The following is a 20637-nucleotide window of genomic DNA, read 5'->3' as shown; positions in this document are numbered from 1 at the left end:
GCGTCAGCTGGCGCGGTAGGCCAGCCAGGAGTCCTTCATGCGCTGGACCTGACCCGGGGTGAACTGGGTCATGCAGGAGTCGTACGTGTAGTCCATGAAGTTCTTGATCGGGTCCAGGCCCTCGGCGGTGCAGGTGTCGCTGCCGACCGGGCACTCGAAGGCCGGCTCGCCCTCCTGCGGGGTGTCCGCGACGTAGTCGCCCGGCTCCGTGCAGCCGTCCTGGAACGTGTGGTAGAGGCCGAGCCAGTGGCCGACCTCGTGGGTGGCGGTGTCGCCCTCGTTGTAGTTGGTGACGGTGCCGCCGGGGATGGACTGGTCGAGGATGACGACGCCGTCACCCTTCGGGTCGCCCGGGTACCACTCGGGGAAGGTCGCCCAACCGAGCAGTCCGCCGCCGAGGTTGGCGCTGTAGAGGTTGAGGCTGCTCACCCCGCCCTTGCGGAGCTTGGTCTTCATGGCCTTCTCCTCGGCCGTGTCGGGGGCGACGTTGTACCAGGCCGCGTTGTCCGTGTAGTCGGTCGTGAGCAGCTTGAATGTGAACGGGGTGGCGGTGTTGCCGTCGCCCTGGCCGGCGTACGCCTTGTTCAGGACATCGATCTGGCCGGCTATCTGGCTTGCCGTGAGCTTGCCGGTGGCGCCGTCGGTGATGACGTGGAAGTAGACCGGGATCGAGATCGCCTTCGCCTTGACGGAGTTGACGCCGGACCGGCGCAGCGACGCGGTGCGGGTCTTCAGATCGTGGTCCATCGCCTTGGCCTGCGCCGGGGTGAGGGCGTTGGGCTCGTGGGCGGTCGCGCCGGGCATCTCGCGGGCTGCGGCGTTCCCAGCAGTGCCCTCCGCACACTGCTGGGCGGACGTCGTCCTCGCGGTGGCCTTGTGGGCGCTGACGGTGCCCGCCGAGGCGGCCACCGGGGTGAACGCGAGGGCTCCCGCGATGGCCGCGGCGCCGAGCAGGCGGCGTGGGGCACGACCGGTGAGACGGGTGGCGAGTCGGACGGAGGGGCGCATAGTTCTCCTCAACTTCACGACGGCTGGTGCGGCTGGTAACCGCTGCAGCGGAGGCTATAGAGGATCTCCGGGTACGCATCAGGGCGGGAATCAGCCCGGGCGTCGGGCAGTTGGCCGAAAACGGTCACTGCTGAGCGGGCCGGGCTGTCCGCTCGCCGGACATGACAAGGACCGGCCGCGTCCTGCCGGCCGGTCCCTGTGGGTGGGTCACTTCCCGCTGATCGCCTTGTCGATGGCGGCCATGACGGTGGCGGAGGGCTGGCCGATGACCTCGATGGCCTTGCCGTTGAGCTTGACGGTCGGGGTGCCGGTGACGCCCTCGGCCTTGTTGAACTTGTCGCTCATGGTCAGCGCCCACTTGTCGTAGGTGCCGTTCTTCACGGCGGTCTCGAAGGCCTTGTTGCCCTTGAGGGCGGGGACCTTCTGGGCCAGCTCGATCAGCTTGTCGTCGCTGCCGAACTCGTCCTTGGTCTCCTCGGGGTGGACGTCCTTGGAGTACAGCAGCGTGTGGTACTGCGTGAACGCGTCGGTGGAGACGTTCAGCGCCGCGCCCAGCGCGCTGAGCGCGTTCTTGGAACCGGTGCCGCCGTTGCCGTCGAGGAACGTGCCCATGGTGTACGTGATCTTGTACTTCTTGTCCGTGGCGCCCTTCAGCACGGCCGCGCCGGACTCCTGCTCGAAGGAGGCGCAGACCGGGCAGCGCATGTCCTCGTAGGCGTCCAGGTTGTACTTGCTGGCGGGGTCGCCGATGACGACCGTCGTGCCGTCGGTGCCCGAGGTGTTGGCGGGCTTGACCAGGGTCTTCTTCGCCGCGGCCGCCCACTCGCCGGGCTTGTTCATCTCGTTGACTGCCACGGCCACGCCGCCGGCTATCGCGATCGCCGCGATGACGGCGCCGCCGACCAGCAGCTGGCGCTTGAGCTTGGCCTTCTTCGCGTGCTTCTCGCGCTCGGCGCGCAGCCGCTCACGGGCTGCCTGCTTGTTGGCCTGGCTGTTTCTGCTGCTCATGGTGATGAGGTCTCCGTGTCCATACGTTGGGTGGTGGGCGAGCCGGTGGTCAGAGAGCGACCAGCGACGGCGGACCACGCCGTACGAGGGAGTGCAGCAGCGGCCGGAACCGCGAGGGGCCGGCCGGGCCGGCCCCTGAGCGGGGCGGCCGCGGCCGGGCGGCCGGGGCGCGCAGCGCGGCGACCGCGACGAGCAGCGGCCGGAACGCGGCGGCGGCCATCGCGCGCACGACGCGCTGCAGACCGGCCTCACCGCGCCGCAGCCACCAGGAGGCGAGCAGGCCCACCGTGATGTGCGTCGCGAGCAGCAGCCACGGGCCGGTCGTCGGGTCGGTGGCGGCGGGCGCCCCGGGGACGGCCGCCAGCGGACCGCCGACCTGGCCGCCGTGACACAGCAGCGCCTCGTTCAGGGAGCGCCAGGAGCCGGTGACCGGTCCGCCGCCGGGGCCGTAGCAGGCGTGCTGACCGGCGGTGAACAGCGTGTCCACCGCCAGCTCCAGCGGCACCAGCAGCCCGGCGATCGGCCAGAAGCCGCGCTCCCGGCCGCCGAGCGCGTAGGCCAGCGCGAAGACGGCGCCGTAGGCCCCCGCCACCGTCACCAGCGGCAGGGGCGTGTGCGACATCAGTACGTGCGAGGTGGAGGAGAGAGTGACGCACAACGCCGCGAAGAGCGCGGCACGCAGCGCCCTCAGCGGTGGTCGTATGTCCTTCATGGCGGAGAGTGTGCCATGCCGATCCGTAGGTGGGGCCTAAGGGCCCCCGACCTGTGTGACTAAAGGCCCGGGATCCGGCCGTTGCGGAACAGGTCGACGAAGATCTGGTGGTCGGCGCGGGCCCGGGCGCCGTAGGCGTGGGCGAAGTCCACCAGCATCGCGGCGAAGCCCTCCTCGTCCTGCCCGATGGCCTCGTCGATGGCGTCCTCGGTGGAGAACGGCACCAGCGAGTGGCCGCTCTCGTCGTCCGCGGCGGCGTGCATCGCGGCGGTCGCCCGGCCGAGGTCCGCGACGACGGCCTCGAGCTGCGCCGGGTCGTCGAGGTCCGACCAGTCGAGGTCCACCGCGTACGGGGAGACCTCGGCGACCAGCTGCCCGACACCGTCCAGCTCGGTCCAGCCCAGCCACGGGTCGGCGTGCGCCTGCAGGGCGCGCTGGGAGATCACCGTGCGGTGGCCCTCGTGCCGGAAGTAGCCGCGCACCGCCGGATCGGTGATGTGCCGGGAGACCGCCGGGGTCTGCCCCTGCTTCATGTAGATCACGACGTCGTTCTCCAGCGCGTCGGTGGTGCCCTCCAGCAGCAGGTTGTACGAGGGCAGCCCGGCGCTGCCGATGCCGATGCCGCGGCGGCCGACGACGTCCTTGACGCGGTGGCTGTCCGGGCGGATCAGGCTCGCCTCGGGGAGGGTCTCCAGATACGCGCCGAAGGCGGCGAGCACCTTCTCGCGGGTCGCCTCGTCCAGCTCAATGGCGCCGCCGCCGGGCAGGAAGCGGCGGTCCCAGTCGCGGACCTCGGTCATGGAGTCGAGCAGTCCGAAACGGGTCTGCGAGCGGGCGTGCCGCAGCGCGCCGAGCAGCGGGCCCTGAGCGCTGTCCAGGGTGAGCGGCGGCAGGCCCTCATCCTTGGACAGCTCGCGGATGCGGTCGCGGTAGGCGGCGGCGTAGCTGCGCACCAGGCCGGTGATCGTGTCGTCGCCGAGCGCCTTGGTGTAGCCGATGAGGGCGACGGAGGCGGCGAAGCGCTTCAGGTCCCAGGTGAACGGGCCGACGTAGGCCTCGTCGAAGTCGTTGACGTTGAAGACCAGCCGGCCGTTGGCGTCCATGTAGGTGCCGAAGTTCTCGGCGTGCAGGTCGCCGTGGATCCACACCCGGCCGGTGCGCTCGTCCACATACGGCCCGCTGTCCTTGCCGTCCTCCAGGTCGGAGTAGAACAGGCAGGCCGTGCCCCGGTAGAAGGCGAACGCGGACGCGGCCATCTTGCGGAACTTGACGCGGAACGCGGCCGGATCCGCGGCCAGCAGCTCGCCGAACGCGGTACCGAAGACGTCGAGGATCTTCGCACCGCGCTGCTCGTCGGTGATGTGTGCGATGGGCATCGCTGCCGCCCCTCCAGGGCTCGTGCCGTAGATCTTCCAACGGGCGAGCCTACGCGGCGGGCCTACGGCCGGCCGGGGCGGGACGACAACCCCATGGCGGTGGTGGTGGCGGCGGTGGAGCGGAATTACCCGTCCGCAAATACCCGGGACCGGATATCGTGATACGTGGCACATACCGGCATCGAATATGCCGGGGGCCGGGAATTCGATCGTGCGTTCCCTGAAGGGCGGGCCTCGGAGCCGTTCGCGGAGCCGGCCGCGGGACGGGAGGAGCGGTGGCACCCCAGGGTCCAGGGGTGCCACCGCTCCGGGCCGGTCGCGTGCGACCGGCCTGAGGTCAGTTGTGGCCGAACCTCTTCTGGTGCCGGCGGGAGACCTGCTCAGAGGTCGGAAGTACCTGCTCCTGGGCGGCGCTGCTCTTCGCCTGCTCCTGGGCCTCCGCAGCCTGGCTGCGTTCCTGCTCCTGGGCCTTGCGCTCGCGATTCTTGTTCTTACCCACGATCGTCCCTCCTAAAGGGGATCTCGGACGTTGAACCGCTATCAGGCTTGCACGCGAGTACGAAGCGCGCATTTCGGGCAGGTGGTGGAGGAGGAGCCCCTTAATTTCGGAAACCGCCACGCCGATGATCGAGTTCCGGCTTATAACGTCCCGATATTGGGGCAGACTCGGGGAAAATCCGTGCCGGGGGACGACCGGAAGAGGTGCAACATGGACCGCTGCGTTGTCCTGGTGGACGCCGGATATCTCCTGGGCGCCGCGGCGAGCCTTCTGGCCGGTGAACCTTCCCGGTCGCGTATCACCGTCGACCACGCCGCCGTGGTCGCGGGTCTCCGCGAACGCGCGGAGCTGGAGACCGGGCAGCCGCTGCTGCGGATCTACTGGTTCGACGGCGCCCCCGACCGCGTCCCGCAGCCGGAGCACCGGCGGCTGCGCGTCATGCCGCGGGTCACCGTCCGGCTGGGCGCGCTGACCCGGACCGACGGCCGCTGGGCGCAGAAGGGCGTCGACGCCGCCATGCACGCCGAGCTCTCCGAGCTCGCCCGCAACCGGGCCTGCTCCGACGTGGTGCTGGTGACCGGCGACGGCGATCTGCTGCCCGGCATGATGTCCGCGAAGGAGCACGGCGTCGCCGTGCACCTGTGGGCGGTGCAGGCCGCCGACGGGGACTACAACCAGTCCGAGGACCTGGTCGCCGAGGCCGACGAGCGCCGGGTGCTGGACCGCGAGTGGATCACCCGGGCGATCCGGGCCCGCGAGGTCGCCGGCGTCTGCGCGCCGCCCACCCCGCGCCCCGAGATCCAGGCGATCCTGTCCGCGCCGCTGCCCGAGCCCTCGGGCTCCTCGGGCGGCGGCACCGGACACCCGGGCTCCCACCCCGGCACCGGACACCCGGGCTCCCACCCCGGCACCGGACACCCGGGCTCCCACCCCGACGCCCACCCGGCGAAGAACGGCACGGCCCCGGCACCCGCCGGCACCGAGCACCCCGACGCGGCCGCCGCCGCTGCCGCCGCCGCCAAGGGGGTGCCCACCCCCAAGGACCTCGCGGGGCTCGGCCGCGTCCAGCAGGCCCCGGTCCCGCACCCCGTCCCCAACGCCACGCTCCGCTGGTCGTCCGACAAGACCTGGTCGGAACGCGGCCCCGGCAACGGCCCCGACGTGCCGGACACCAGCGGCCTGCCGACGCTCGCCCAGCTCACCAGCGCGGAACAGCGCTGGGCGGACCGCGAGGCCGACATCACCGCCGTCAGCGGCGACCCCTTCGAGGTCGGCCAGGTCTTCGCCCGCCGCTGGATCGCCCGCCTCACCGACGCCGCCCACCTGCAGGCCCTGTCCACGCACTACCCGCGCGTGCCGCACCGCATCGACGGCGAGCTGCTGCGCTACGCCGCGCGCTTCGGACTGCTCGCGCACAAGGACGACCAGATCGACGAGCACGACCGGTACGCCATCCGGGCGGGCTTCTGGCGCGAGGTCGACGCCCGCACGGTCGCCGAACACGCCCCCGCGGGCGACTGACCGCCGGGCAGGGGCCGGGACCGGTGCGCGCCGGTCCGGCATTTGAGGGCAGAACCGGACCCGAGGCGCGGACCGGGCGCCGCGACGCGTACTCTCGATCCTCGTGAGTACGGGCACGGAGCAGGCGGCGCCCAGCACAGCCGCCACCGCCCGCGATGCGGTGATCGCCGTACGCGGGCTGGTCAAGACCTACCCGGCCGGGCGTGGCCGGCGAGGCGCCGCGACCCCTGCTGTCCGCGCGAGCGACGGCATCGACCTCGACATCCGGCGCGGCGAGATCTTCGGACTGCTCGGACCCAACGGCGCCGGGAAGTCCACCCTCGTCCGCCAGCTCACCGGGCTGCTGCGGCCGGACTCCGGCGCCATCGGCATGCTCGGCCACGACCTCGTACGCCACCCCGAACGCGCCTCCCGGCTGATCGGCTACCTCGGGCAGGAATCCACCGCCCTGGACGAGCTGACCGTGTCACTGGCCGCCGAGACCACCGGCCGGCTGCGCGGCCTGGACGCCCGCACCGCGCGGGCCGAGCGCGACGCCGTGCTGGCGGAACTGGGCCTCACCGAGCTGGCCGGACGGGCCATCAAGCGGCTCTCCGGCGGCCAGCGGCGGCTGGCGTGCTTCGCCGCGACGCTGGTGGGGGAGCGGCCGGTGCTGGTCCTGGACGAGCCGACCACCGGCATGGACCCGGTCGCCCGGCGGGCGGTGTGGGCGGCGGTCGACCGCCGCCGCGCCGAGCACGGGGCCACCGTCGTACTGGTCACGCACAACGTCATCGAGGCCGAGACCGTGCTCGACCGGGTCGCGGTGATCGACAACGGGCGGGTCATCGCCTGTGACACCCCGGCCGGGCTCAAGGTGCTCGTCGCGGACGAGGTCAGGCTCGACCTCGTCTGGCGCGACGAGCCGCCGCTGCACCTGCCCGAGGTGGCCGCGCTGCGCCCCGCCGCCCAGGTCTCCGGCCGCCGCTGGACGCTCCGGCTCCCGCAGGCGCGGGCCCGCGCCGTGATCGCCGAGATCACCGGCGGCCAGGCCTTCGCCGCACTCGACGACTTCACCCTCGCCACCCCGAGCCTCGAAGACGTGTACCTGGCCCTCGGCGGCCGTCAGAAGGGACTGGTCAAGGCATGACGTCTGTCTGCGGCGGGCTTCCGCACCGCCGTACGCCCCGGAGCGCACGGTGAGCGCGGCCGCGCCCGTGGTCCCGGGCACGACCGGCGCCACGCCCGGCACCGTCCCTGCCGTCCGCGAGGACTCGGCCGCCGCACCGCTCGCGCCGCGCGCCCGGCTGCTGCCCGCACTGGGCGCCGTGTACCGGGCGCAGCTGTCGCGCGCCCGGGTGGCGCGGATCCCGCTGCTGTTCGTGGCCACGTTCCAGTCGGTCGGCATCATGGTGATGCTGCGCGGGGTCGTCGACGGCGGCGACGCCGAGGCGGCGCGCGCGGTGGTCGCCGGGTCCAGCGTGCTGGTGGTGGCCTTCGTCGCGCTCAACCTGCTCGCCCAGTACTTCGGCCAGCTGCGCGCCTCCGGCGGCCTCGACCACTACGCGACGCTGCCGGTGCCGCCCGCCGCGGTGGTGCTGGGTGCGGCGGGCGCGTACGCCTCGTTCACGGTGCCCGGCACGATCGCCACGGCGGTCACCGGATGCGTGCTCTTCCAGCTGCCGCTGGTGAACCTGTGGGTGCTGGCGGCGGTCATCCCGCTCGCCGGAGCCGCGCTGGCCGGGCTCGGCGCGGCGCTGGGGCTGCTGGCCCCGAAGCAGGAACTGGCCACGCTCTTCGGTCAGCTGGGCATGTCGGCGGCACTGCTGCTGGGCGTGCTGCCGGCCGGGAACATGCCCGCACCGATCGGTCTCGTCCGGGATCTGCTGCCGTCCACGTACGGCGTGGAGGCCTTCGCCCGCACCTTCGACCCGCATCCGGACTGGGTCATGGTGGGTGCGGATCTGTCGGTGTGCGCGGCCGTCGGCGTGGTGTCGCTGGCCGCCGCCACCTGGGCGTACCGCCGAGCCGCCTGCCGGTGAAGCGGGCGACCCCGGGACCTGGCACGATGGGCGGGTGACCGCACCCCTGACGCCGCACGACCAGCCGCCGCCCCTGCCGCCGTACCCGGGCGCGGAGTTCTCCGGCGACGCATCGAAGGACGGACGTGCGGCGTTCACCGCCGAACTGCGGGAGGGCGCGCTGGTCGCCGTCGCGGTGGCGGTGACCGGGGTCGTGCTCGGGCTGCTGTGGCTGTGGCTCGCGCCCCTCATCCCGATGGTCTCCGACGGCAAGGCCATCTACCTCAGGGACAGCGAGGGCGAGGAAGCGGTCGGCGCCGACGGCACCTTCGTGCTGCTGGGACTCGCGATGGGCGCGGTGACGGCGGCCCTGGTCTTCTGGCGCCGGCGGCGCGGCGGCATCGGGGTCGTGCTAGGCTTGGCGGTCGGCGGGCTGCTCGGCTCGGTGCTCGCCTGGCGCCTCGGGGTCTGGCTCGGCCCGACGAGCGATCTGATCGCGCATGCCAAGGAGGCCGGCCCGAAGGTCGTCTTCGACGGCCCGCTGCGGCTGCGCGCCAAGGGCGCCCTCGTCGCCTGGCCGGCCGCGGCCATGCTCGTACACCTCTGCCTGACGTCGGCCTTCGGGCCGCGTGAACCGCAGCAGCCGCAGTCGTGGGACACGTCGTATCCCGCACCGCACCCGGCGCCCCAGCCCGCTCCGGGCCAGGGACAGTTCACGGCGCCGCCGGCCGACCGGAACCCGGCCGATCAGAACCCGCCCGCCCAGGGACCCGGCGAGCAGGATCCCTGGCAACGGGGATCCTGAGCACGGGAGCCCTGAACGCGGGGGCCCTGCGGTCTACGCCGGGCGCCGGCCGTGGTTGGCGCGGCGCTTCCTGATCCGCCATTTCCGCATGCGGGTGCGTCGGGACATGGTGTCGGCTCCCCTCGTCGCGGGTGCTCCGTCCGGGACACCGTGCGCGCATCGGGCGCAATCGTCCAGAAGGACTGCGGGGTTCCGCTAAATCTGCTGGATCCGGGCGACCGGCGCGGTGCTCGCGCCGGTGAGCCGGACCAGGTCCTGCGGGGCGAGTTCGACCTCCAGGCCGCGCTTGCCGGCCGAGACGAACACCGTGGTGTGGGTCAGGGCGGAGACGTCCACGACCGTGCGCAGCCGCTTGCGCTGGCCCAGCGGGGAGATGCCGCCCAGCACGTAACCCGTGGTGCGTTCGGCCGCCGCGGGATCGGCCATCGCGGCGCGCTTGCCGCCGACCGCGGACGCGAGCGCCTTGAGGTCGAGCGAACCGGCGACCGGGACCACGGCGACGGTCAGCGCCCCGTCGACATCGGCGACCAGCGTCTTGAACACCCGCTCGGGAGCCGTGCCCAGCGCCTCGGCGGCCTCGCCGCCGTACGAGGCGGCCGCCGGGTCGTGGGCATAGGCGTGGACGGTGAAGGCGGCGCCGTCCTGCTCCAGCGCGACGGTGGCGGGGGTGCCGCCGGTGGTCGCCTTGGACTTCCTGGCCATGACGTGCCGTCTCCGATCGGTGGTCCTGTCGGTGGTCCCGCCGGTTGCTCCGTACGCTCCGGCGGTCAGTTGAGGCTGGCCGGCTGACGGGTCAGGTCGACGGCGGGCAGCGAGGGGAGCTTGCCGATGACGGCGGCCTCGCGGCGCAGCAGCGGCAGCTCGGCCGCCAGCCGGGCCGCGGTGTCCGGCGCCTCCAGCAGCAGCTGCTTGGCCGGGGTCTCGAAGATCGTCGCGGCGGCCACCAGATAGGACAGCACGGACGGGTCGTCGGGCAGTTCCTGCACCGCGACGAGGGTGCGGTCCTGGGCTCCGGCGAGGCGCTTCTGATAGGTGCGGAAGGCCCTGGCGACACCGGCGGCCAGCGTGCCCGCCCCCTCGCCCGGCTCCTCCGGCAGCTCCTCCACCTCGGCGGTCAGATACGGACCCGACGCGTCGACCGACAGCAGCCGGAAGCGGGTGGTGCCGGTGGCGACCACCTCGAAACCGCCGTCCTCGCGCTCACCGATGGTGGCGGCCTCCGCGATGCACCCGACCTGGAACAGCGACTTGGCCGGATCGGGGCCGAGCCCGGCCCCCGCGGTGGTGTCCACCCCGTCCGGGCCGGTCGGTGCCACCTCGTTCCCGTCCTTGATGGCGACCACGGCGAAGCGGCGCGGGGCGTCCTCGGGCAGCGCGAGCAGATCGCCCACGAGCGCGCGGTACCGCTCCTCGAAGATGTGCAGGGGCAGAACGAGGCCCGGGAAAAGGGCCGAGTTCAGCGGGAAGAGCGGAAGGCGAGCGGTCACAATCGGACAGCGTACGTGCTGCTCCGGTCGCCGGACGGGGTGCTTTCGCCGCGCAAGCTTCACCGGGTCGCTCCGTACCGTCCCCGTGACGACACGCCCGGGCCCCCGGTCAGCCCCTGCGCAGCAGCCGGGAGGCGCCCGCCGCGACGGTGGTGGCCAGGATCCAGCCCAGCAGGACGAGCACGGTGGCCGCCCACTGCGCGCCGCCGGACGGTTTCCAGGCGCTGTCCTGGCCCAGGTCGATGACCGGCAGCAGCAGGTCCAGGGCGTACAGCGGAGCGCTCCAGTGCGGAGCCTCGTCGGGTTTGAGGGCGGGCGGCGCGTGGAGGCTGAAGAAGGTGGCGCCGATCGCCCACAGCACCGCCATCCACACGGCGGCGCGGCCCGGCCGGTACCCGTAGCCGACGGTGATGTCCTGGAGATACCCCCACAGCGTGCCGGCCAGCGGCAGCGCCTCACGGCGGCGGCGCTGCTTGGCGAGCAGCACCTCGCGCGCGTCGGAGTCCTCACCGCCGGCCCGCAGCGCCGCGGCGAGGTGCTCGTACGGTTCCGGGCTGTACTCGGGGGTGGCGGCGGCCAGCCAGGCGATGCGGTCGCGCAGCGGGAACGCCCCCGCCGGGCTGAGCGTGGTGTAGCTGAAGCCCGCCAGGTCCAGGCCGCCGGACTCCGGCCAGCTCTGCCGGGTGTCGGTGAGGTTGCCCACCCGGGCGCCGGCCAGCGAGACGGTGCCGGTCGGCGGCTGGCCGAGCGTGAAGCGCAGTTCCGGCGTCTGGATCCGCCGCAGCGACAGCTGCTGGGAGCCGGTGAGCCGGAACCGCGCCCGGGTGATGATCACCGCGTTGCCGAACCGGCCGTCGTCCAGCCGGACCGCGCCCTCACAGCTGAAGTTGCGGGTCCGCACCCCGGCGGGCGGGGTGCCGCCGCTGTCCCCGCCGGTGGCCATCCAGCCGGCGCTCAGATAGAGGGTGTGCTCGACGGTGACCCGCGCGGCGTTCAGCGCGTAGCGGCCGTAGGGGTTGTGCAGCAGGCTGCCGCGCAGGCTCAGCCGCCCGCCGATCCGGGCGCTGCGCAGGCTGATCTCACCGGTCACGTCCATCAGCTCGGCCTCGACGTCCTGGGCGACGCTGAGCCCGTCGGCGGCGATCGCCCGGCCGTGCCGGTCGCGGCCCACCGTGAGCTGGTTGAGCAGCAGATCGGTGCCGATGTGCGCGTCGGTGAGCCGTATGCCGCCCTCGATGGCGCACTGCGGCAGATGCAGATCGCCGGTGGTGGTGAGGCGGGCCGCCTCCAGGCGGGGGATCGAGCAGTGCACCATGCGCAGCGTCGTGAACTGGCACTCCGGCAGCAGGATCTGCTGGTCGAAGTGGCAGTCGTGCAACTCCACGTACGGGGTGACCTGGCCGCCCGACAGATTCAGCTGGCCGCTGATCCGGGCCCCGGAGAGCTTGACGCACGCGACCCGGCCGGGCTCGGCGGGCGGCCCGTCCAGCAGGAGCGTGGCGATCACCTCGGCGCGCACCGTCCGCTCCGGGCCCCAGGCCCGGTCGGTGGCCGGGTCGTCCCGCTCGGGGATGCCGGTGCGCAGGTCGTGCACCACGCCCCGGCGGAAGGCGCTCCACAGATCCTTCTCCGGCTCGGTCCAGTCACCCGGCGCCCTGATCCCCGACGGCTCGGTCACCGCGTCCCCTCCCGGTTCCGTGTCGCACCGTGCGACACACGGAACCGTAGCCCGGCGTGATCACCGGCCGGGGACGTATCAGGGAGTGGAACCGGAGAACGGCTGAGAACAGCGTTCTCTACACTTGACAGGGTGATCTCCCGAATCGATCTGCGTGGTGCCGCCTTCCCGGAGGACGGCATCGACCGCGACCTGCTGCCCCGAGCCGAGTTCGACGTGGAAGCCGCCCTGGACCAGGTGCGGCCCATCTGCGAGGACGTACGCCATCGGGGGACGGCGGCGCTGATCGACTACGCGCGGAAGTTCGACGGCGTCACCCTGGAGCGCGTCCGGGTGCCCGCCGCGGCACTGGAGACCGCCCTGGAGGAGCTGGATCCGAAGATCCGCGCCGCCCTGGAGGAGTCGATCCGGCGGGCCAGGATCGTGCACCACGAGCAGCGCCGCACCGACACGACGGTGCAGGTCGTGCCCGGTGGCACGGTCACCGAGCGCTGGGTGCCGGTCGAGCGCGTCGGACTGTACGTGCCGGGCGGACTGGCCGCCTACGCGTCGTCCGTCGTCATGAACGTGGTCCCGGCGCAGGAGGCCGGCGTCGAGGGCATCGCCGTCTCGTCGCCCCCGCAGAAGGACTTCGACGGCCTGCCCAACCCGACGATCCTCGCCGCCTGCGCGCTGCTCGGCGTGGACGAGGTCTACGCCGCCGGCGGCGCCCAGGCCATCGCGATGTTCGCGTACGGCACCGAGGAGTGCCGGCCGGTCAACCTGGTCACCGGCCCCGGCAACATCTACGTCGCGTCGGCCAAGCGGCTGCTCAAGGGCCGGATCGGCATCGACGCCGAGGCCGGTCCGACCGAGATCGCCGTCCTCGCCGACGCCACCGCCGACCCGGTGCACGTCGCCGCCGACCTGATCAGCCAGGCCGAGCACGACACCCTGGCGGCGGCCGTGCTGGTCACCACCTCGGTGGAGCTGGCCGAGCGGGTCGAGAAGGAGCTGGCGGCGCAGGTCGGCGTCACCAAGCACAGCGAGCGGATCCTGGCCGCGCTGGCCGGCCGGCAGTCGGCCGTGGTGCTGGTCGACACGATCGACCAGGGCCTCTCCGTCGTCGACGCCTACGGCGCCGAGCACCTGGAGATCCAGACCGCGGACGCCGCCGCCGTCGCCGCCCGGGTCCGCAACGCCGGCGCGATCTTCGTCGGCGCGTACGCCCCGGTCTCGCTCGGCGACTACTGCGCCGGCTCGAACCACGTACTGCCCACCGGCGGCTGCGCCTGCCACTCCTCGGGCCTGTCCGTGCAGTCGTTCCTGCGCGGCATCCACGTCGTGGACTACAGCCGCGACGCCCTCGCCGAGGTCACCCACCACGTGGTGACGCTCGCCGACGCCGAGGACCTGCCCGCGCACGGCGCCGCGCTGCGCGCGCGGTTCGACTGGCAGGTGCCCCAGTGACCCGCATCGACGATCTGCCCATCCGTGACGAGCTGCGCGGCCAGATCCCCTACGGCGCGCCGCAGCTCGACGTCCCGGTGCGGCTGAACACCAACGAGAACCCGTACCCGCTGCCCGAAGCCCTCGTGCGGCGGATCGGCGAGCGGGTCACCGAGGCCGCCAGGGCGCTGAACCGCTACCCGGACCGGGACGCGGTGGAGCTGCGCACCGAGCTGGCCGCGTACCTCAGCCGCACCGCCGGTCACCGGGTCTCCAAGGAACAGGTGTGGGCGGCCAACGGCTCCAACGAGGTCATCCAGCAGCTGCTGCAGACCTTCGGCGGCCCCGGGCGCAGCGCGATCGGCTTCGAGCCCTCGTACTCGATGCACGCGCTGATCTCGCGCGGCACCGGCACGGAGTGGATCTCCGGGCCGCGCCGCGCCGACTTCACCATCGACGTGGACGCCGCCGTGGCGGAGATCGCCGCGCGCCGGCCCGACGTGGTCTTCATCTGCTCGCCGAACAACCCCACCGGCACGGCCGTCGAAGCCGCGACCGTACTGGCGCTGTACGAGGCCGCGCAGGCCGCGAAACCGTCGCTGGTCGTCGTCGACGAGGCGTATGTCGAGTTCTCGCACCGGCCGTCGCTGCTGTCGCTCATCGAGGGCCGGCCGAACCTGGTGGTCAGCCGCACCATGTCCAAGGCGTTCGGCGCGGCCGGGCTGCGGCTCGGCTACCTCGCCGCGGACCCGGCCGTCGTCGACGCCGTCCAGCTGGTGCGCCTGCCGTACCACCTGTCGGCCGTCACCCAGGCCACCGCGCTCGCGGCGCTGGAGCACACCGATACGCTGCTGGGGTACGTCGAGCAGCTCAAGGCCGAGCGGGACCGTCTGGTCACCGAACTGCGCGCCCTGGGCTGCGAGGTCACGGACTCGGACGCGAACTTCGTGCAGTTCGGCCGCTTCGCGGACAGCCACGCCGCCTGGCAGGCGATCCTCGACCGCGGCGTCCTGGTCCGCGACAACGGTGTACCGGGATGGCTGCGGGTCACCGCGGGCACCCCGGAGGAGAACGACGCGTTCCTGGACGCGGTTCGCGCAATGCAGAAGGAGACCGTATGACCCGCGTGGGCCGTGTGGAACGCACCACCAAGGAAACGTCCGTCGTCGTCGAGATCGACCTGGACGGCAGGGGCGAAGTCTCCGTCTCCACCGGTGTCGGCTTCTACGACCACATGCTCGACCAGCTCGGCCGCCACGGACTCTTCGACCTGTCGGTCAAGACCGAGGGCGACCTGCACATCGACACCCACCACACCATCGAGGACACCGCCCTCGCGCTCGGCGCCGCCTTCCGGCAGGCGCTCGGCGACAAGGTCGGGATCTACCGCTTCGGCAACTGCACGGTGCCGCTGGACGAGTCACTCGCCCAGGTCACCGTGGACCTGTCGGGCCGTCCCTACCTGGTGCACACCGAGCCCGAGAACATGGCTCCCATGATCGGCTCGTACGACACGACGATGACCCGGCACATCCTGGAGTCCTTCGTCGCGCAGGCGCAGATCGCGCTGCACGTCCACGTCCCGTACGGCCGGAACGCGCACCACATCGTGGAGTGCCAGTTCAAGGCCCTGGCCCGCGCCCTGCGGTACGCCTCCGAGCGTGACCCGCGCGCGGCCGGAATCCTCCCCTCGACCAAGGGCGCACTGTGAACACCGCATCGACCGTCTACATCGTCCTCGGGCTCTTCCTCGCCGGCGGCGTCTACTCCTTCTGGAGGCAGAAGCTTCCGACGGGCGTCATCGTCCTGCTCGGCATCGGCGCGCTCATGGCGTTCGGTGCCGGCCTGATGTCGCTGTAGGGGGCCGCCATGAGCAAGAGCGTGGTTGTCCTCGACTACGGATTCGGCAACGTCCGCTCGGCCGAGCGCGCGCTGGCGCACGTCGGCGCCGACGTCGAGATCACCAGTGACTTCGACCGGGCCATGAACGCTGACGGGCTGCTGGTGCCCGGCGTCGGGGCGTTCGCCGCCTGCATGGCCGGACTGAAGTCGGTCCGCGGTGAGTGGATCATCGGCCGGCGGCTGTCCGGCGGCCGGCCCGTGATGGGGATCTGCGTCGGGATGCAGATCCTGTTCGCGCGCGGCGTGGAGCACGGCACCGAGACCGAGGGCTGCGACGAGTGGCCCGGCACCGTCGAGCCGCTGCGGGCCCCGATCGTCCCGCACATGGGCTGGAACACGGTCAAGGCGCCCGAGGACACCCGGCAGTTCGCCGGGCTCGACGCCGACGCCCGCTTCTACTTCGTGCACTCGTACGCGGTGCGGGAGTGGGAGCTGGAGGTCACCAACCCCCATATCCGCTCTCCGAAGGTCACCTGGGCCACGCACGGCGAACCCTTCGTCGCCGCCGTGGAGAACGGCCCGCTGTGGGCCACCCAGTTCCACCCCGAGAAGTCCGGCGACGCCGGTGCCCAGCTGCTGACCAACTGGCTCGACCACCTCTAGAACCTCTAGGACGTCACTTCCCATGGCTACGAACCGCCTCGAACTCCTTCCCGCCGTCGACGTCCGCGACGGCCAGGCCGTCCGCCTCGTCCACGGCGAGTCCGGCTCCGAGACGTCCTACGGCGACCCGCTGGCCGCCGCCCTCGCCTGGCAGCAGGCGGGCGCCGAGTGGCTGCACCTGGTGGACCTGGACGCGGCCTTCGGCACCGGTGACAACCGGGCGCGGATCGCCGAGGTCGCCGGCTCCATGGACATCAAGGTCGAGCTGTCCGGCGGCATCCGCGACGACGCGTCGCTCGCGGCGGCCCTGGCCACCGGCTGCACCCGCGTCAACCTCGGCACCGCCGCCCTGGAGACGCCCGAGTGGGTCGCCAAGGTCATCGCCGAGTACGGCGACCGGATCGCGGTCGGCCTGGACGTCCGCGGCACCACCCTGCGCGGCCGCGGCTGGACCCGCGACGGCGGCGACCTGTTCGAGACGCTCGCCCGGCTGGACTCCGAAGGGTGCGCCCGGTACGTCGTCACCGACATCGCCAAGGACGGCACCCTCCAGGGACCCAACCTGGAACTGCTGAAGAACGTGTGCGCCGCCACCGACAAGCCCGTCGTCGCGTCCGGTGGCGTCTCGTCGCTCGACGATCTGCGCGCGATCGCCACGTTGGTACCCGAAGGTGTCGAAGGCGCCATCGTGGGCAAGGCCCTTTACGCCAAGGCGTTCACCTTGGAAGAGGCGTTGGAGGCCGTTTCACGATGACCGAATCCCCCGCAGTTCGCCGCGTGCAGTCCGACCACAGCCCCTGGGAGGAGACCATGGGCTTCGCCCGCGCCGTCGCGGCCGGGGACCGGGTCATCGTCGCGGGCACCATGCCGCTGGTCGGCGGTGTGGTGCGGGGCGAGGGAAGTCCGTACGAGCAGACGCTGCTCGCCTTCGGCAACGCGATCGCCGCGCTGGAGCCGTTCGGCCTCGCGGCCGACAGCGTCATCCGCACCCGGATGTACCTCAGCCACGCCCGGGACGCGGAGGATGTCGGCCGCGCCCACAAGGAGCTGTTCGGCGACGTACGGCCGGCCGCGACGATGGTCGTCGTCAACGGCTTCGTCGACTCCCGGGTGCTGGTCGAGGTCGAGGTCGAAGCGTATCGAGGAGCCCCTGAATGACCCTCGCGGTCCGAGTCATCCCCTGCCTGGACGTGGACAACGGCCGGGTCGTCAAGGGCGTCAACTTCCAGAACCTGCGGGACGCGGGCGACCCCGTCGAGATGGCGAAACTCTATGACGCCGAGGGCGCGGACGAGCTGACGTTCCTCGACATCACCGCCTCCTCGGGCGACCGCGAGACCACCTACGACGTGGTGCGCCGCACCGCCGAACAGGTCTTCATCCCGCTCACCGTCGGCGGTGGCGTCCGCACCACGGACGACGTCGACAAGCTGCTGCGCGCCGGCGCGGACAAGGTCGGCGTCAACACCGCCGCCATCGCCCGCCCGGACCTGATCCGGGAGATCGCCGAGCGCTTCGGCCGGCAGGTGCTCGTGCTGTCCGTGGACGCCCGGCGGAACGCGGCCGGCGGCTTCGAGGTCACCACGCACGGCGGCCGGCAGGGCACCGGCATCGACGCCGTCGAGTGGGCGCACCGCGCCGCGGAACTGGGTGCCGGGGAGATCCTGCTCAACTCGATGGACGCCGACGGCACCAAGGACGGCTACGACCTCGCCATGATCGAGGCCGTCCGCAAGCACGTCACGGTCCCCGTCATCGCCTCCGGCGGCGCCGGCAAGCTCTCCGACTTCGCCCCCGCGGTGGCGGTCGGCGCCGACGCGGTGCTGGCGGCGTCGGTCTTCCACTTCGGGGACCTGCGCATCGGGGACGTCAAGAACGCGCTGCGCGAGGCCGGTCACCCGGTGCGCTGAGGAGTCCGTCGGTTCACCGGCCTTTGCTGAGAGCCCTCAGGTACTCGCGGTTCATCGCCGCGATGGACGGCAGCGGGATGCCCTTCGGGCAGGCCGTGGCGCATTCACCGGTGTTGGTGCAGCCGCCGAACCCCTCGGCGTCCATGGCCCCGACCATGTCCAGCACCCGGGACTCGCGCTCCGGCGCCCCCTGCGGCAGCACGTTGAGGTGGACGACCTTCGCCGACGTGAAGAGCATCGCCGAGCCGTTCGGGCAGGCCGCCACACAGGCGCCGCAGCCGATGCACTCGGCGTGCTCGAAGGCGGTGTCGGCCACCGCCTTGGGCACCGCGGTGGCGTGCGCCTCCGGGGCGGCGCCGGTGGGCGCGGTGATGTAGCCGCCGGCGCCGATGATCCGGTCGAACGCCGACCGGTCGACGACGAGGTCCTTCACCACCGGGAAGGCGGCGGCGCGCCACGGCTCGACGTCGATGGTGTCGCCGTCGGTGAAGTGCCGCATGTGCAGCTGACAAGTGGTGGTCCGCTCGGGGCCGTGCGCCCGGCCGTTGATGACCATGCCGCAGGCGCCGCAGATGCCCTCACGGCAGTCGTGGTCGAAGGCGACGGGCTCGTCGCCGGCGAGGATCAGCTCCTCGTTCAGATGGTCCAGCATCTCCAGGAACGACATGTCGGGGGAGATGCCGGTGACGTCGTAGGTGGTCATCCGGCCCGGCTCGTCGGGGCCGGTCTGCCGCCAGATGCGCAGGGTCAGTTTCACGCGTAGCTCCGCTGGGTGGGGTGGACGTGCTCGAAGACGAGGTCTTCGCGGTGCAGGACGGGGGCGCGGCCGGTGCCGGTGAACTCCCAGGCGGCGGCGTACGCGAAGGAAGCGTCGTCGCGGGCCGCCTCGCCGTCCGGGGTCTGGCTCTCCTCGCGGAAGTGGCCGCCGCACGACTCGGCGCGGTGCAGGGCGTCCAGGCACATCAGCTCGGCGAGTTCCAGATGGTCGGCGATGCGGTTGGCCTGCTCCAGCGACTGGTTGAGGTCGGCGCCGGAGCCGGGGACCTTCACCCGGCGCCAGAACTCGTCGCGCAGCTGCGGGATGCGGTCCAGCGCCTTGCGCAGCCCGCTCCCGGTGCGAGCCATGCCGCACTCGTCCCAGAGCAGCTCGCCCAGTTCGCGGTGGAAGGACTCGGGGGTGCGGTCGCCGTTGACGGCGAGCAGCAGGTTGAGCCGGTCCTCGGTGTCGGCGACGGCCTCGGCGACCGCCGGATGCGCGGGGTCCACGGTGTCGTGCGGATGCCGGGCCAGATAGTCGTTGAGGGTGGCCGGCAGGACGAAGTAGCCGTCGGCCAGGCCCTGCATGAGGGCGCTGGCACCGAGCCGGTTGGCGCCGTGGTCGGAGAAGTTGGCCTCGCCGATGGCGAAGAGGCCGGGCACCGTGGTCTGCAGGTCGTAGTCGACCCACAGGCCGCCCATCGTGTAGTGGATCGCGGGATAGATCCGCATCGGCGTTGCGTACGGGTCCTCGGCGGTGATCCGCGCGTACATCTCGAAGAGGTTGCCGTACTTCTCCTCCACCGCGGCGCGGCCCGTGCGGGCGATGGCGTCGGCGAAGTCCAGATAGACGCCCTGCCCGCCGGGTCCTACGCCGCGCCCCTCGTCGCAGACGTTCTTGGCCGCGCGCGAGGCGATGTCGCGGGGCACCAGGTTGCCGAACGCCGGGTAGAGCCGCTCCAGGTAGTAGTCCCGCTCGTCCTCGGGGATCGCGTTCGGCGGGCGTTCGTCGCCGCGCACCTTCGGGACCCAGATCCGGCCGTCGTTGCGCAGCGACTCGCTCATCAGCGTCAGCTTCGACTGGTGGTCGCCGGAGCGCGGGATGCAGGTGGGGTGGATCTGGGTGAAGCAGGGGTTGGCGAAGTACGCGCCGCGCCGGTGGGCCCGCCAGATGGCGGTGGCGTTGGAGTTCTTGGCGTTGGTCGACAGATGGAAGACGTTGCCGTAGCCGCCGGAGGCGAGCACGACCGCGTCCGCGAAGTAGGTGTCGATGCGTCCGGTGACCAGATCGCGGGCGACGATGCCGCGCGCCCGGCCGTCCACCACGATCAGATCGAGCATCTCGGTCCGCGCGTGCATCTCGACCGTGCCGGCCGCGATCTGCCGGGTGAGCGCCTGGTAGGCGCCGAGCAGCAGCTGCTGGCCGGTCTGCCCGCGGGCGTAGAAGGTGCGCGACACCTGGACGCCGCCGAACGAGCGGGTATCGAGCAGTCCGCCGTACTCGCGGGCGAACGGGACGCCCTGGGCGACGCACTGGTCGATGATCTCCACCGACACCTGCGCGAGGCGGTGCACATTGGACTCCCGGGCGCGGAAGTCGCCGCCCTTGACGGTGTCGTAGAACAGCCGCCGCACCGAGTCGCCGTCGTTGCGGTAGTTCTTGGCGGCGTTGATGCCGCCCTGCGCGGCGATGGAGTGCGCCCTGCGGGGCGAGTCCTGGTAGCAGAACTGCACGACGTGGTAGCCCTGTTCGGCCAGCGTGGCGCCGGCCGCGCCGCCGGCCAGCCCGGTGCCGACCACGATGACGGTGTGCCGGCGGCGGTTGGCCGGGTTCACCAGCTTCGCCTCGAAGCGGCGGCGGTCCCAGCGCTCGGCGATCGGGCCTTCGGGGGCCTTGGTGTCGACGACGGGTTCGCCGGTGGTCCAGTGCGAGTAGTCGGTCAT

22 protein-coding genes are annotated in these 20637 nt (G+C 72.3%); 12 read left to right on the top strand and 10 right to left on the bottom strand.

Annotation, left to right across the window (positions count from 1 at the left end; translation table 11 throughout):
* Positions 1–3: 3 nt before the first annotated feature.
* From LNW72_RS12170 to LNW72_RS12150, 5 genes are all read right to left on the bottom strand, one after another.
* On the bottom strand, positions 4–1008 hold the full coding sequence (locus LNW72_RS12170; RefSeq protein ID WP_250975416.1) for a zinc metalloprotease: 1005 nt from the start codon (positions 1006–1008) through the stop codon (positions 4–6).
* A 207-nt stretch (positions 1009–1215) separates the two neighbouring features.
* Positions 1216–2016 (bottom strand): thioredoxin domain-containing protein, encoded by an 801-nt coding sequence (locus tag LNW72_RS12165; protein ID WP_250975415.1) that lies wholly within the window; start codon positions 2014–2016, stop codon positions 1216–1218.
* A gap of 49 nt (positions 2017–2065) precedes the next feature.
* Positions 2066–2728, bottom strand: a complete 663-nt coding sequence (locus LNW72_RS12160) for a hypothetical protein (protein WP_250975414.1) — start codon at positions 2726–2728, stop codon at positions 2066–2068.
* A gap of 59 nt (positions 2729–2787) precedes the next feature.
* On the bottom strand, positions 2788–4104 hold the full coding sequence (locus tag LNW72_RS12155; RefSeq protein ID WP_250975413.1) for a DUF2252 domain-containing protein: 1317 nt from the start codon (positions 4102–4104) through the stop codon (positions 2788–2790).
* A gap of 337 nt (positions 4105–4441) precedes the next feature.
* Complete coding sequence (locus tag LNW72_RS12150; RefSeq protein WP_250975412.1) at positions 4442–4603, bottom strand: hypothetical protein; 162 nt, start codon at positions 4601–4603, stop codon at positions 4442–4444.
* A 210-nt stretch (positions 4604–4813) separates the two neighbouring features.
* On the opposite strand from LNW72_RS12150, the gene LNW72_RS12145 reads away from it, so the two are divergent.
* The 4 genes from LNW72_RS12145 to LNW72_RS12130 all read left to right on the top strand — a co-directional run bounded on the left by LNW72_RS12145 (position 4814) and on the right by LNW72_RS12130 (position 8929).
* The gene (locus LNW72_RS12145) at positions 4814–6124 is read left to right on the top strand and encodes an NYN domain-containing protein (protein WP_250975411.1); all 1311 of its coding nucleotides are present in this window, start codon (positions 4814–4816) and stop codon (positions 6122–6124) included.
* Between the two features lie 103 nt (positions 6125–6227).
* Positions 6228–7253: an ABC transporter ATP-binding protein gene (locus LNW72_RS12140; RefSeq protein WP_374117222.1), complete on the top strand. Its 1026-nt coding sequence runs from the start codon at positions 6228–6230 to the stop codon at positions 7251–7253.
* Between the two features lie 67 nt (positions 7254–7320).
* Entirely contained in the window at positions 7321–8145 is an 825-nt protein-coding gene (locus LNW72_RS12135) for an ABC transporter permease (RefSeq protein ID WP_250980120.1), read from the top strand.
* A 34-nt stretch (positions 8146–8179) separates the two neighbouring features.
* A complete protein-coding gene (locus LNW72_RS12130) occupies positions 8180–8929 on the top strand; it encodes a hypothetical protein (RefSeq protein ID WP_250975410.1) in 750 nt (249 codons plus the stop codon).
* Between the two features lie 195 nt (positions 8930–9124).
* On the opposite strand, the gene ybaK is transcribed toward LNW72_RS12130, so the two are convergent.
* The 3 genes from ybaK to LNW72_RS12115 all read right to left on the bottom strand — a co-directional run bounded on the left by ybaK (position 9125) and on the right by LNW72_RS12115 (position 12094).
* Entirely contained in the window at positions 9125–9631 is a 507-nt protein-coding gene (gene ybaK, locus LNW72_RS12125) for a Cys-tRNA(Pro) deacylase (RefSeq protein ID WP_250975409.1), read from the bottom strand.
* A 65-nt stretch (positions 9632–9696) separates the two neighbouring features.
* On the bottom strand, positions 9697–10419 hold the full coding sequence (locus LNW72_RS12120; RefSeq protein ID WP_250980119.1) for an LON peptidase substrate-binding domain-containing protein: 723 nt from the start codon (positions 10417–10419) through the stop codon (positions 9697–9699).
* A gap of 106 nt (positions 10420–10525) precedes the next feature.
* Positions 10526–12094, bottom strand: a complete 1569-nt coding sequence (locus LNW72_RS12115) for an oxidoreductase (RefSeq protein WP_250975408.1) — start codon at positions 12092–12094, stop codon at positions 10526–10528.
* Between the two features lie 132 nt (positions 12095–12226).
* Between LNW72_RS12115 and hisD the strand changes: the two genes are divergently transcribed.
* The 8 genes from hisD to hisF are packed head-to-tail and all read left to right on the top strand — an operon-like array spanning position 12227 to position 17937.
* Complete coding sequence (gene hisD, locus LNW72_RS12110) at positions 12227–13543, top strand: histidinol dehydrogenase (RefSeq protein ID WP_250975407.1); 1317 nt, start codon at positions 12227–12229, stop codon at positions 13541–13543.
* Positions 13540–14643, top strand: a complete 1104-nt coding sequence (locus LNW72_RS12105; RefSeq protein WP_250975406.1) for a histidinol-phosphate transaminase — start codon at positions 13540–13542, stop codon at positions 14641–14643. Before hisD ends, LNW72_RS12105 begins: the two co-directional genes overlap by 4 nt.
* Positions 14640–15233 (top strand): imidazoleglycerol-phosphate dehydratase HisB, encoded by a 594-nt coding sequence (gene hisB / locus LNW72_RS12100; RefSeq protein ID WP_250975405.1) that lies wholly within the window; start codon positions 14640–14642, stop codon positions 15231–15233. The genes LNW72_RS12105 and hisB overlap by 4 nt, the downstream gene beginning before the upstream one ends.
* Positions 15230–15382 (top strand): hypothetical protein, encoded by a 153-nt coding sequence (locus LNW72_RS12095; RefSeq protein WP_250975404.1) that lies wholly within the window; start codon positions 15230–15232, stop codon positions 15380–15382. Before hisB ends, LNW72_RS12095 begins: the two co-directional genes overlap by 4 nt.
* Positions 15383–15391: 9 nt before the next feature.
* Positions 15392–16027 (top strand): imidazole glycerol phosphate synthase subunit HisH, encoded by a 636-nt coding sequence (gene hisH, locus LNW72_RS12090; RefSeq protein WP_250975403.1) that lies wholly within the window; start codon positions 15392–15394, stop codon positions 16025–16027.
* Between the two features lie 22 nt (positions 16028–16049).
* Positions 16050–16781: a bifunctional 1-(5-phosphoribosyl)-5-((5-phosphoribosylamino)methylideneamino)imidazole-4-carboxamide isomerase/phosphoribosylanthranilate isomerase PriA gene (gene priA / locus LNW72_RS12085; protein ID WP_138356932.1), complete on the top strand. Its 732-nt coding sequence runs from the start codon at positions 16050–16052 to the stop codon at positions 16779–16781.
* Positions 16778–17185: a RidA family protein gene (locus tag LNW72_RS12080; protein WP_250975402.1), complete on the top strand. Its 408-nt coding sequence runs from the start codon at positions 16778–16780 to the stop codon at positions 17183–17185. The genes priA and LNW72_RS12080 overlap by 4 nt, the downstream gene beginning before the upstream one ends.
* The gene (hisF, locus tag LNW72_RS12075) at positions 17182–17937 is read left to right on the top strand and encodes an imidazole glycerol phosphate synthase subunit HisF (RefSeq protein WP_250975401.1); all 756 of its coding nucleotides are present in this window, start codon (positions 17182–17184) and stop codon (positions 17935–17937) included. Before LNW72_RS12080 ends, hisF begins: the two co-directional genes overlap by 4 nt.
* Positions 17938–17950: 13 nt before the next feature.
* Here hisF and LNW72_RS12070 read toward each other — a convergent pair whose 3' ends face one another.
* On the bottom strand, positions 17951–18694 hold the full coding sequence (locus tag LNW72_RS12070; protein WP_250975400.1) for a succinate dehydrogenase/fumarate reductase iron-sulfur subunit: 744 nt from the start codon (positions 18692–18694) through the stop codon (positions 17951–17953).
* Positions 18691–20637 (bottom strand): fumarate reductase/succinate dehydrogenase flavoprotein subunit, encoded by a 1947-nt coding sequence (locus tag LNW72_RS12065; RefSeq protein WP_250975399.1) that lies wholly within the window; start codon positions 20635–20637, stop codon positions 18691–18693. The genes LNW72_RS12070 and LNW72_RS12065 overlap by 4 nt, the downstream gene beginning before the upstream one ends.

Origin of the sequence: Streptomyces sp. RKAG293 (genome assembly GCF_023701745.1) — a bacterium.
Classification (GTDB): domain Bacteria; phylum Actinomycetota; class Actinomycetes; order Streptomycetales; family Streptomycetaceae; genus Actinacidiphila.
Note: the sequence above shows the minus strand (reverse complement) of the source record. Positions and strands in the feature narration are given on the sequence as shown.